Origin of the sequence: Shewanella youngdeokensis (genome assembly GCF_033180165.1) — a bacterium.
GTDB lineage: Bacteria > Pseudomonadota > Gammaproteobacteria > Enterobacterales > Shewanellaceae > Shewanella > Shewanella youngdeokensis.
The window spans coordinates 977,347-990,273 of sequence record NZ_CP136522.1; the positions used below are offsets into that span (position 1 = coordinate 977,347).

Below are 12,927 nucleotides of genomic sequence, written 5' to 3' on the forward strand. Positions count from 1 at the left end.
TCAGGTTAGGTGACTAAATGGCGTTAACTTAAGAGTTGCCATCAAGCTCTGGGAAGCGCAACAGCACTTCTTGCGTAATATCAAGCAGCTCGCCAACCCCAATAATGTGCCACAGTTTTTCTTCCAGCTTTTTGGCTTTGTGCTGCGTGTGAACACGAATATAGTCCAACTCGCGGCGAATATAACTTAAGTCCGGTTTAGCTGTGGCACCGCGATAAACCCGTAAGGTTAAAAAGTCACCTAGTTGTTGGCTTTGTTGAATAAAGTGCAATAACTGCTTGCGTTCTGTTAGGTCAAACTCGGTTAGCCCTCGCACTTTTACCTTACCCTGTGAAAGCCTAGATATCTGCACGTAAACCTCATAAAACTCAAGTCCCGTTTGGGGTTTCATCAATCTGATAGGGGCTATGATGTCGCGTTTTAGTTTGCCTTCATCAAACAAAGGGGATAAGTCGTATTCAAGCGGTGCTTCATTACCGGTGGCAAAGGTGTTGGCGATAGGGTTTTGCTCTTTACCAATACCAATTGCGGAAATATAAGCCGATTTAACGGTTTTTTCTAAATAGAAGGGTACCGACACCAATTTGCGCATCAACAGGTTTTTCATGCCGTCGGCAAGCTCTTTAGTTTGTTCGTTATTGTCGGTGAGCTTTTCAAAACGATCGCGATTGCGGTCTATTAAGCGATTTAAAAATTCAACGCCTACGTGTGGAGTATGGCCTATTTGTGCCGATAGGTGCATCGTGCCCCCTTTATCGCGGCTTTGTATTAAGCGATACGGTAAGTGCTGCAAGTTGGTTTTGCCAGCAATCGTTTGCAATTTAGGAAAGCTCAAGCCAACTGGCATTTTGGGGTTTAACTCGATAGGCGTATCGGTGGTGAGCTGTAATCCTCGACTTGAAATATCCTGCGTGTATGCGTTAGTCGTCACCTCACCTTGGGTTAACGTCACCATCGTTTTAAAGGCAAAACGGGCTTCATTTCGGCGTTCGCTAAACTGCATTGAAACTTGCTTTAAATTATGTTTTTTAAGTTTTTGTTGGCCAAAAACTTTTAGTCCATTGACGTTGTCGCTACTGGCTTGCCATGCTTGATATTGGTCTTTTATCTTGTCATTGGTGACATCAATCAATTGTAAAACATGAGTAAAGGCTGCCAGTTGGACCTCAGTTAATGAGCTATAGCTGGCGTCATCACCAGGCAGCAAGCTGGCTTTGTATGCTTGTTTATGGTCTACCTTTTGGTAGGCAACATGAAACACGCGCCAACTTGGCTTGGCTGAGGCAAAACGAAAGAATAAGGCTTTTAGCTGTTTTTCTTCTAGCTCGGCAAGGCTTGCTGAATAAAAGTAACGCCCGCCATTGGCTTGAAAAGTAAAACAAAAAAATTGGCTGTGTGGGCTAAATTCGTCTGCGGTAAGCAAGGCCTTAAGCCGCGACGGTGTTAGCATTGCGTTGAGCTGACTTACCCCAGATTCATCTTTAAAATATTGTGAGATAGCTTGGTTATCACGGCCTAGCAATTTATGCGTTATTTGGTATTTTGGCGATACTGTTTCATCTATATTGTCTAAATTGAGGTCTTCAACAAACAGTGGTAAATGCGGGGTGTGAGGTAAATAATGGCGTTCAAACCCTAAGCCTTTAGCGGTGACAAGCACATCGTTAGTATCGACTTTATAACGAAACTTATAGCCTCTAATCAACTTGGCTAGCATTTCGGCTAACGCTTCACTACCAGAGATCCGTTTGACTCTAAGCCAGCTATGCTCCGAATTACCTTCAATATCGATAATTTGATATTCAACACCCTGTTGCAGATCTTGGTGATAATATTCATCGCTGAGCTCTAGCAGTTTAATTTTTATTGCTTGCTGGTCGTTGAGGCTATGTTTAGCGGGTAAGCGAATACGAGCACCATTAACCGATAAATCAACGGTAATGCCAATATATTCGAGCCCACCCTGAGACACACTAATTTTCATGCTGTAGTTCATGCGTTCTTCACTACGAGCAAAATAGCTACCCAGTACAATGCCTTGGGCAATATATGGATCTATGGTTGTTTCAGATACGTTTGCAGCATTAGTGCGCACCGTTTGAATGCGGGCTTTGTGTGCATTAATGACCTGCTCGTAAACCCCTAAGGTATATTGTTCGCGGTAAAGAGCTAACGCTTCTAAAAAGTTGGCTTTTGATGGGGCATCAATAAAGTGGCTTTGGCCACCAAAGGTAAATTCTTCGCACTTTAATTCTGTTTTATTACGTAAATCAATTACTCTGGTGCAGTCTGAAGAAAGTCGATTAAGCTCCATTTTAAGGAGAAATCGAGTCGAATTGGTTTCTTCTGCGGTAAGCTGCGTGAATAATTCTTGGAAATTGGGTTCCATGAGTAAAGGCTTTAGTTGTTCGATTAGCGCATTATGTAAGTCTATGCTCATCTATCACTTCTTTTTGGATGCTTATTGGACCAATGGCTGATAGGCTCATAGGTAAATTTTTGTGGAATGAACGTTATTTCAGTACGCTTTTTAAGCGGGTGCCGAGGTGCTTTTATTTGTACTGTTAATTATCGACTGAAAATCTCGTTACCTTATCGACTTTATACTATTTAGAAACAAACATGGCAAAGAATAAAACAGCATACGTATGTAATGAATGTGGTCAAGACTTTCCGCGTTGGCAGGGGCAATGTAGTGCCTGCCAAGAGTGGAACACCATCAGCGAACTGAAAATGTCAGTTGCTAAACCCACCAGTGCGACCACGTCAGGTTACGCCGGCTCTATTGGTGGTGGCTCTAAAAAGTTAACCGAAATCCAAGAGGTAGAGGCGCAAAAAAACTTAACCGGCATTGGCGAACTCGACCGAGTATTGTGTGGTGGCCTGACAACGGGCTCGGTCAATATTATTTCGGGCGATCCCGGCGCCGGAAAAACCACGCTGTTGTCAGATCTGGTGTCGCGTATGTCTCAGCTTATGCCTTCGCTGTATTGTACCGCAGAGGAGTCGTTATCGCAGTTCAAGAACCGCGTAAATCGCTTAAAGCTCGATTACAATGAAGACAATCTTTACTTGATGGCTGAAACGAGCGTAGAGGCTATTATTGCTGAGCTAGAGGCTAAAAAAATCAAGTTTGCGGTGATTGACTCGATTCAAGCCGTTGTTACCGAAATGGCTAACGGTAGTCCTGGCTCGCCGTCTCAGGTTAAGGGTAGTGCTCAGGCTTTGACCCAGTATTGTAAGCAAAACAATGTGACGATGTTTTTAGTGGCGCACGTTAATAAAAACAATGAAACCGCTGGGCCACAAACCCTTATCCATATTGTGGATTGCCTAACTCATATCGAGTGCAATGACGGCCAAGTACGCACGCTCAGAGCCAATAAAAACCGTTTTGGTGATGTTGATACCGTGGGGATATTTAGAATGACTGAGCGCGGCATGATAAGTGTCGACAACCCCAGTGAAATATTTCTGTCAGGTTCAAGTACCGACTCAGCTGGCGCGGCAATTACTTGTATCCGCAAAGGCAACCGTAATTTACTGTTAGAGATCCAATGCTTAACCACTGAAACAGAAGGCGAGTTTCCACAGCGGGTGTGTGTGGGCTTGAACATGAACCGGATTAAAATGCTGACAGGTATTTTACGCAAACACACTAAAACCAAAATATTCCACGATACTTACTTTAATTTGGTTGGTGGGTTAAAAATTGATGAGTCAGAAACCTGTATCGATTTAGCGCTAGTAACGGCTTTATTGAGCAGCTTAAATGATTTTATCGTACCAAGAACCACGTGCATTATGGGGGAGTTGAGCCTTAACGGCGATGTCAGACCCATTGACAGCGGAGTGCCACGGGTAAAAGAAGCGGTGCAGCACGGCTTTACTGAAATTTATATTCCTTTCAGAAATTACCATAAATCGATGGAAGGACTGGGCGCTACGATCCATTCGGTTAAAACGATTCACGAGCTCATGGAGCTAATCAATTAGCTAAACCCTAGTCGTGAGTTAGTCGGTGTTAACCAACCATGAATACAGCGTTATTCATGGTTGTGCATATCAATAAATAGCGCTAACTCCCGATCTAAAATATCAGCGTCACCCAAGTTGAGCTCGATTAGCCGCCTGAGGTTGCTAATACTCTCAACGTCAATATGACGACAAGCCAAGCCGAGTAAATGGTCTTTTTGATGCACCAACTCGGTCTCCATATGCACCACAATGTCAGAGTCTGCGATAGAAAAACTAAGTAGGAGCTGTTTACTGCTTGGTGAAAAATTCAGAGGTAATTCAAGTAATGCGCCATTTAGACTAATATCGAGCAGCGTAGTTTGCCATGTTTTATCATCGCATTGCAGTTGCGCATTATTGAGAAATAAAATACGTGAAAACTGACGTCTGTCATCCATAATGACCCCCTCGATAACCTTGTTAATTTACAAGTTAGCTTTTTCACTTTACCACTTTGTGCAGTGCAATTAATAGTAGAACAGTTAATGGCCTTTTTAATCGATTTTGTAATCTGTTACGACCGATTTAAAGCGCAAACTTGCTGTTTAATTGCAGGTAACCCTTTTAAAATAATGGCGATAGTAACGAGTTGGTAAATAATACCTGACCAAGATAGTAAATAAACCGAAAGCGTTAGGTTTAAAATATTGCTCACAAGCATGGCATAACGAAGTCGAATTAGGCTGCAATGAAACAGGGCGTAACTCATGATTACTGCTGCCGATACTGCCGCCCACTCTGACCAATGCTCAGCCCAAATAATGCCTTGGATAATCGCTAACGTTGAAAACAGCAACGGTAGTAATGCTATGCGCCAACCGCTTCGGGCTTTTTCGCTACGGCAAGTTGCAAAGCGACCAATATTAAGGAGCTGGGTCATCATGCCTAATGTACTGCCGAGTAAGCCTAAATGTACAGCGGTTAAACTTGCGGCTAATAGGTTACCGGATAATAATTTTTGGTCACTAATTTGGGCATTTGCCCACCAACCAATGGCCATCGACACAAAACCTAATGCCTGAACCCAAAGTAAAGCTTGCTGTGATAACTCGAACACTAAACGACCAACAATAACGACTAAAAAAAACCAGCGGCTATTGTCGTTTTTTTAAGCGAGCATATTGTGACCAATACGTCACTTTAGCATTTCATTTATTACGCTTTGCTATGGTTTGTGAGCTAGATCACGCTCGTTTGCTTATAGCGCGTTGGTTTACGCATTGCTGTATCGCTCAGTCAATGGCTGTAAAATTGCCTGAGTTAGATGCTGCGCGTGGGCATTTACATTGGCAGTGGTATCGTTAAGGCGCAATGTGCAGCATGTTGCTAACCATTCACGCCATAGCTTGAACAACATCACAGCTTGCTCAATACTCCATTGCCCACATGCGTATCGGTCGCCGCGGTTTAGATTTGCCGTGGCGGGTAAAACAAACGGGTTATTTCTGCTATTATGCGCCGCGCTAGCTTCGGCCCAATCGATACCCGCAGCAAGCTTTGAGCGCGCCTAGATATTGCAGTGCTGAGGGCTGTTGGGTGGAGCTGACTCTGATTTCAACGACTTTAAGGAATGTGCCGGTGTCTTTCTCATCTTTATCATTAAGCGATGCTTTACTTAATTTACTTACCCAAAAAGGCTACTTGCAACCGACGCCAATCCAGACCGCCGCCATTCCCGTTATATTAAGTGGCAAAGACCTCATGGCCAGTGCGCAAACCGGCACCGGCAAAACCGCCGCGTTTACCCTGCCGCTATTGCAGCAACTTTCAACAGTGCAGGCTGACGAACATGTTATTAAAGCATTGATTTTGGTGCCAACCCGAGAACTTGCGCTGCAAGTTAATAAAAGCGTCACGGAATATGGTGTTAACACTGGCTTAAAAACCACGGTTATTTACGGTGGAGTGAGTATTGACGCGCAGGCACAGAAATTAGCCGGCGGTGTTGATATTGTCGTTGCCACGCCCGGCAGGTTACTTGACCACCTGCGCCGCGGCTCGTTGTCGCTGATGACGCTTAAAACCCTAGTATTTGATGAAGCCGACCGAATGTTAGATATGGGCTTTATGGATGAAATTAATGCCATTTTAAAACAGCTACCTAAACAGCGACAAACCCTACTGTTCTCGGCAACGTTTTCAGAAGCTATTTATACATTGAGTAAAAAACTGTTGCAGCAGCCAGCGCGAATTGAAGTCGACAAAGCCAACAGTACCGCCGATAGCGTCGAGCAGATAGTTTATGCCGTCGACAGTGACCGCAAACCAGAATTAATCAGCCATTTGATCCAGAAACATGATTGGCAACAAGTGCTCATTTTTAGCCGTAAAAAACAGACGGCAGACAAAATTACCAGCCAGCTAGTTGCCGCTGGCGTTGAAGCTAAAGCATTTCACGGTGACTTAAGCCAAGGTGCACGTGAGCAAGTATTAAACGACTTTAAACAGGGTGCCGTTAAAGCGTTAGTGGCCACCGATGTGGCCGCTAGAGGCTTAGATATCATCGAGCTCAATTACGTAGTCAACTATGAAATTCCCTTTATAGCGGAAGATTATATTCACCGTATCGGACGCACGGGCAGGGCAGGTAAAACAGGTAAAGCCATCACGCTTTACAGCGAAGACGACGCACTGTTACTCGAAGAGGTTGAGTCGTTACTGGATAAACGTTTACCACAGCAATGGTTACCAGGCTTTGAGCCTGACTTAACCAAAGCCGAGCCTGTTAGCCGTAAAAATAGTAAAGCGGCACAAAGGCAACGCGCCAAGAAACGCGCACTTGGTGGTAAGCGCAAACGTTAGCGCGTTTGTGCTTAGCGATTACCTTGAATTGGTTGATGAAACAGGCAGAGTTATGCGTGATGATAAACGCGGCGCAATATCTGCCAATGCCGAAAGCATTCTTAATCGATTAAATATCCCAACGGCTAACTGGGTCAAAATCGTTGCTGAGTTTGGTGAGCTATTTCATGGTCCAGTCGGCACCTTGCAAGAGCTCAGTCGCTACTCTGAACACCTTGAAAAACGCCGAAGGCATTTTGCAAAAAGCTGTCAGCACTTGCCGCTAGAATAAACTCCACTCCTAATTCAAGCCTCACTTCCTCAGTCAAAGCACAGAGTTAACCGCACGCGCCTAAAATTCGCCATTTCGCATCCAAAAGCTCTACTTTAGCTATAAATCCACTATCAGCATATCAAACATTGTTGTGCGTCAAACTAAAGGGCGCCGGTGCGTTGCAGTTTGTTTTAAAGGTCGTTATGTTATTGATTAACAATGGCTGGCTTTGTCTTTTTTGAATTGGTTGATGAAACAGGCAGAGTTATGCGTGATGATAAACGCAGCGCAATATCTGCCAATGCCGAAAGTATCTTTAATCGATTGAATATTCCGACGGCCAACTGGGTCAAAATCGTTGCTGAATTTGGTCTTCTATTTCATGGTCCAGTCGGCACATTGCAAGAGCTCAGTCGCTACTCAGAACACCTTGAAAAACGCCGACGGCATTTTGCAAAAAGCTGCCAGCACTTGCCGCTAGAGTAAACTCCACTCCTCATTCAAGCCAAACCTTTTCAGTCAAACTCAGTCAAAGTACCGAGTTAACAGCACGCGCCTAAAATTCGCCATTTTTGCCTGATAAAGCGCTGCTTTAGTGAAAAATCCACTAGCAGCATGCCAAACATTGTTTTGTATCAAACGAAAGGTCACTCATGCATTGTAGTGTGTTATAGAGGTCGTTATGTTATTGATTAACAATGGCTGGCTTAGTGTTTCTAACACCCTAGGCTCTCTTTCTCCGCACTCAACAAGGCAATTTATGCAGCCCAAATTTAAAAATTATCTATTTGCAACAATACCTTAGCAGTGATAAGTTGTTGAAAAGTTAACGAGTTGCTTGGAACGTTATCGAGCGACTAATGAGTAAGCTGTTATGCATTAATTCAATATTGGTTGACCTATGAAATTAATTGAAGAAATAATTGAGCTACTGAGTTCTGGTGAAAGTAACTTAAAAGTCGCATTACTCAAGACCAAAGTACTGCTTCATAAGTTAGGTGAAAAAGAGTTATTAGATTGGGTTAGTGGTGAGTTAAAAGGATACTCAGAAAAAGAATCAGTTCCTGACTATAGAATACTCCACTTAACAATAAAGGGTAATGTCAGCAATATGGCACGCAGTTATTCAAACCAAACATTACCTGTTATGCACTTAGATGAAGCAATGCGTGAACATTTGGATACAAAGTACTTAATGGATGGTATTGCGGTCATTGAACAATATTCCAAGCAGGAGCATTTAAGTATATCTATTGCGCCTGAGTATTATCCCCATTTGTCAGAAGGCCTTGGTTGTAGCTACCATTTGGAAAGTGCTTGGGGAGTACATTCAGCCGGAGCAATGACTCAAATATTAACTGAGGTAAATTCTAGATTATTAGACTTTGTTTTAGAACTTTCTGAAAGATTCACATCTGAAATGAATTCAGATGAAATGAAAACAAGGTCAAAGGAGGTTGGAGTGAGTGATTTATTTAATAATGCTGTATTTGGTGATAACGCCACGATAGTAGTGGGCGATTCCAATACTCAAACGATTAAAAATTCTGTTAATAAAAATGATTTTCCATCATTAATTGAGGTTTTAAAACAACATAAAGTAAGCGATGAAGACATTGCTGAACTTGAAACATCTATTGAGAATGACAGTGTTTCTGATGAAGTAAAAGAAGGTAAGTTTGGAGCAGATGTTTCGAATTGGATGGGCAAAATGGTTGGAAAAGCAGCCTCAACGGCTTGGGATGTTAAAGTTGGTGCAGCAGGAAGCTTATTAGCAACTGCTATCGGCAAGTTTTACGGATTTTAGAAACACAAAGACACCCTTCATTAAATGGCACGAACTCCCCCTCCGACTAAGCTTGCTTGATAAGTTTTAGTTGGAGGTTGAATTCCCACACTTTTCTAACCCAGTGCAGATGCGGCCGTGACCGTGCATGAAATGGATGTCATGGCCGAGCTTCCATGGACGGACTTACAATGTGTCACTGGCGCTGCTGCACAACGGGCATTGTCTCACATCCTTGTGAACACGACATTCAGGCTTCCTGTCCAGCACCTACCGCAGGCAATTGGAACCCCAAGTGCTATTTGTTGTAACCTTGTTTCCAAAGCCGCGTTGCTACATGTAATCGCTTGTTTTGTTAGGTACGCTAGTTGGCACTCAACTACGCCACAAAAGATAATTGAGAGGAAGCGCTTACCACGCCCAAGAGCATTGTTTTAATTGCAGAATAATCTGTTCTATTTTGAAACGTTTATTTTACTTTTGTAGTACAAAACGTTAGCTGCTTCCTATTTCGTTATTGGCGATTGCTGTAAACTTCGCGCCAACAAAAGCTATGTTGGTAAGAGTAAATTTTACCAGATTAGGCGCAAACACATGGCTTTACCCATGTATTTGACACCATACTCGCAGGTCACTCAAGCATGCCCAATGCTAAGTGGATCTCTCACCCAAATCAGTTGTTTTTGGGGCTCTACCTGCCGTAGCTGCGTCGCCAATAGATGTCTATTGGTTAACCCATATATAAGAGATCAAAAGGTAACATCACTATGAAGTCTGAACAGACTCTTTCTGGCTCCACCACACCTACTGGTTCATTCTTGGACCGTTATTTCACTATTACAGCTCGTGGCAGTAGCGTTAAACGTGAGGTCCTAGCGGGCTTTACCACCTTTTTGGCGATGGTATATTCGGTGATTGTTGTACCGAACATGCTCGGCACCGCCGGCTTTGACCCTGCATCAGTATTTATTTCGACCTGTTTGATTGCTGCGTTTGGCTCGTTACTCATGGGGCTTTGGGCTAATTTGCCAATGGCAATTGGCTGCGCTATTTCGCTTACCGCTTTTACCGCATTTAGTATGGTGCTGGGGCAGGGGATATCAATACCTGTAACATTGGGCGCAATTTTTCTAATGGGGGTCGTGTTTACCCTTGTCAGCGTGACTGGAATTCGCCATTGGGTACTGACAAATTTACCAAAGGGTGTCGCTCACGGAACTGGCATTGGTATTGGTTTGTTTTTATTGCTGATAGCAACTAACGGCGTGCAGTTAATTGTGTCGTCTGATAGTGGGTTCCCAATTAAATTGGGCGACATTCATAGCCTACCGGTTATTGCGACTATTGTGGGGCTTGCTGCGACGATTGGCCTCGAAAAGCGTGGTGTTCCGGGCGGTATTTTGCTGGTGATTATTGCGTTGTCGATATTTGGTTTGGTGTTTGACCCGAGTGTGACTTACCAAGGCTTGTTTGCGCTGCCTGACTTGATGTCTGAAACATCACTTATTGGTCAGCTTGATATTATGGGCGCGCTTAATCCTGTGGTATTGCCAATCGTGTTGGCTTTGGTCATGACCGCCATTTTTGACGCAACAGGCACTATTCGTGCAGTTGCTGGGCAGGCTGAGCTGTTGGATGAAGACGATAATATTATTAATGGTGGCAAAGCGTTGGCATCTGACTCGGTGAGCAGTATTGTTGCGGGCGCTGTCGGCGGCGCACCTGCTGCGGTTTACATTGAGTCTGCAGCCGGTACGGCGGCTGGTGGTAAAACGGGTTTAACTGCAACGGTTGTGGGTTTACTGTTTTTACTAATGATGTTTTTAGCGCCTCTCAGTTACTTGGTTCCGACTTACGCCACCGCTCCGGCGCTGATGTATGTTGGCCTGTTAATGCTGAGTAATGTAACTAAGCTGGATTTTGCCGATAAAGTCGATGCGATGGCGGGTCTTACTTGCGCGGTATTTATTGTGTTAAGTGGCAACATTGTTACCGGTATCATGTTAGGTTTTGTTACGTTAGTCATTGGCCGTATTTGTAGTGGTGAGTGGCGTAAATTACGACTCGGTGTACTGCTTATTACGCTTGGTTTAGTCGCTTTTTATATGGGCGGCTGGGCTATTTAGTGTTTAGCTAGGTATATAGAGGTGCTTTTTTGAGGCATATTCAGAGGTTTGAGCCGCGCTTTTAGTTGTTGGCTCACAATCACTACTGTAAGGCCAGCCATTGAGGTTGGCCTTTTTGTTATGTGTAGCGCTGCTATAGCATGCTTTATGCTGTGGTGTGTTAACTCAAGTGAGCATAAAAAAAGCCGCTCAGGTTTAGTGAGCGGCTTAAGTGTAGGTTTGCTGTAAATGGTTTAGAAAATCAAATGGGCGATACCTGCAATGACAGGTAGCGTTACCAAGGTTCTTAAAATAAATACAACCGCTAACTCTAGGAAGTTAACTGGGATTTTGCTGCCCATCAATAGCGCGCCAACTTCGCTCATGTAAATTAGCTGAGTTACAGACAATGCGGCAATAATAAAGCGCGTCATGTCTGACTCGATTGAGCTGGCAAGAATAGCCGGAATGAACATGTCGGCAAATCCAACCACAATAGTGGTTGACGCTTCAGCCGCTTCTGGAACTTGTAACAGCTCAAGCAACGGAATAAATGGCATGCCTAAATAGGTAAAGACTGGCGTGTATTCAGCAATCATAAGGGCGATAGTGCCAATACCCATTACCACTGGGATCACCCCAAAAATCATATCGACAACGTTTTTAACGCCATCTGTTAATGTATGTTTTACCCCACCGGCATGTGAAGCTTTAACGAGTGCTTGCTCTAGCCCCCATGAGAACACGCCGTGTCCTGCTGGGATCACTTCATCATCTTTATCACGTGGCGTTTGGTCAATGTAGAGGTCTTTTTTCCATGATAGTGGCGGAAGTTTTGGCACGATAAACGCGGCCACAAAGCCGGCAAAACACACGGTTAGGTAGAAAGGTACAAATAAATGTTCAAGCTGTACTTGTGAAATGACTACCAATGAAAAGGTTATCGATACTGCCGAGAACGTGGTACCAATTACAGCCGCTTCGCGTTGGGTGTAAAAGCGCGCTTCATATTGCTTACTGGTCATCAAAATACCCACGCTACCATCGCCTAACCAAGACGCCATACAGTCAATAGCGCTGCGACCTGGTAAGTTAAATAGCGGGCGCATAATTTTGGTCAACAAACTGCCAAGCAGCTCGAGCAGGCCAAAGTTGAGCAATAGCGGCAGTAACATGCCTGCAAAAAGAAACACCGAAAACAGAACCGGAAGGAGGTCGTTAAGGACCAGTGCACCGGTTCCACCAGAACGAATGGCTTCTGGGCCAACATTAAAGAAGGTTAGACAAACGAATATCGCTCCAAGTACGCGAATAAGTAGCCATACCGGAGTGACGTTAAACAGGGTATTAAAGAAGCTGTTTTCAATGATGCACTTGGGTTTGGCGATTTTGGCGATTAGCGACACCAATGCAGTAAACACAATAATTGCGGTAACCATAGCCACAAGCGTGTCACCTAGTAAGCCTTGTAGGCCTTTAGAGATGATGGCGATTGGGATCGTAATAGCATCTTGGTAGCTAATTGGTGTCATAAATAACAGCAAACCGATTAGCGACGGCACAATAAACGTCAGTATTGTTTTAATGTTGTGGGTTTTCTTTTCGGACACTTTTTTTACCCTAAATATCGAGGTCTGCTTTACAGCCTGTAAACGGAGCTTGTACTTAAGCAATTAATGTATTGAATATTCATTCAACTGTTAGTGGCGAGGTTACCGTCTTAAAACATCTAAGTAAAACGATTCTCTGTATATCTGTATTTATATCGCGCTAGCGAATAGTTATTAGCTCAAACTGATTAATTATATTGTATCGGATTAAGTAGTGAGAACACAAAAAAATTTAGCGTATAAATATATTTAAAACAATGTGTTGAATGCGAGCTGTAATGTTAATCAAATGTCTGTTGCGGGTTGCTTTGTTAGTGCTTAACACTAAGGCTGGTTACTAAAATTTGGTTGAAC

Annotated in this window: 8 protein-coding genes and 2 pseudogenes; 6 read left to right on the forward strand and 4 right to left on the reverse strand. The window is 43.7% G+C overall.

Annotated elements, in window-relative coordinates; translation table 11 throughout:
• Window positions 1–28: 28 nt before the first annotated feature.
• Window positions 29–2,440, reverse strand: coding sequence for a PilZ domain-containing protein (locus RGE70_RS04225; protein WP_310470292.1), 2,412 nt, complete (start codon window positions 2,438–2,440; stop codon window positions 29–31).
• A gap of 182 nt (window positions 2,441–2,622) precedes the next feature.
• Here RGE70_RS04225 and radA point away from each other — a divergent pair, with 182 nt between their 5' ends.
• Window positions 2,623–3,996 carry a DNA repair protein RadA gene (radA, locus tag RGE70_RS04230; protein WP_310470293.1) on the forward strand — a complete coding sequence of 458 codons (1,374 nt, stop codon included), beginning with the start codon at window positions 2,623–2,625 and terminating at the stop codon, window positions 3,994–3,996.
• Between the two features lie 50 nt (window positions 3,997–4,046).
• Here radA and RGE70_RS04235 read toward each other — a convergent pair whose 3' ends face one another.
• Window positions 4,047–4,415, reverse strand: coding sequence for a PilZ domain-containing protein (locus tag RGE70_RS04235; RefSeq protein ID WP_310470294.1), 369 nt, complete (start codon window positions 4,413–4,415; stop codon window positions 4,047–4,049).
• A 116-nt stretch (window positions 4,416–4,531) separates the two neighbouring features.
• Window positions 4,532–5,074: a YgjV family protein gene (locus tag RGE70_RS04240; RefSeq protein ID WP_310470295.1), complete on the reverse strand. Its 543-nt coding sequence runs from the start codon at window positions 5,072–5,074 to the stop codon at window positions 4,532–4,534.
• A gap of 521 nt (window positions 5,075–5,595) precedes the next feature.
• Here RGE70_RS04240 and RGE70_RS04245 point away from each other — a divergent pair.
• The 5 genes and pseudogenes from RGE70_RS04245 to RGE70_RS04265 all read left to right on the forward strand — a co-directional run bounded on the left by RGE70_RS04245 (window position 5,596) and on the right by RGE70_RS04265 (window position 10,984).
• Window positions 5,596–6,819: a DEAD/DEAH box helicase gene (locus RGE70_RS04245; RefSeq protein ID WP_310470296.1), complete on the forward strand. Its 1,224-nt coding sequence runs from the start codon at window positions 5,596–5,598 to the stop codon at window positions 6,817–6,819.
• Window position 6,820: 1 nt separating this feature from the next.
• A pseudogene (locus tag RGE70_RS04250) lies at window positions 6,821–7,090 on the forward strand (transposase); the annotation flags it as partial.
• Window positions 7,091–7,306: 216 nt separating this feature from the next.
• Window positions 7,307–7,558, forward strand: a pseudogene (locus RGE70_RS04255) (transposase); the annotation flags it as partial.
• A gap of 415 nt (window positions 7,559–7,973) precedes the next feature.
• The gene (locus tag RGE70_RS04260) at window positions 7,974–8,879 is read left to right on the forward strand and encodes an AbiTii domain-containing protein (protein ID WP_310470297.1); all 906 of its coding nucleotides are present in this window, start codon (window positions 7,974–7,976) and stop codon (window positions 8,877–8,879) included.
• A 746-nt stretch (window positions 8,880–9,625) separates the two neighbouring features.
• Window positions 9,626–10,984 (forward strand): NCS2 family permease, encoded by a 1,359-nt coding sequence (locus RGE70_RS04265; RefSeq protein WP_310470298.1) that lies wholly within the window; start codon window positions 9,626–9,628, stop codon window positions 10,982–10,984.
• A gap of 233 nt (window positions 10,985–11,217) precedes the next feature.
• Here RGE70_RS04265 and RGE70_RS04270 read toward each other — a convergent pair whose 3' ends face one another.
• On the reverse strand, window positions 11,218–12,573 hold the full coding sequence (locus RGE70_RS04270; protein ID WP_310470300.1) for a YjiH family protein: 1,356 nt from the start codon (window positions 12,571–12,573) through the stop codon (window positions 11,218–11,220).
• Between the last annotated feature and the right edge of the window lie 354 nt (window positions 12,574–12,927).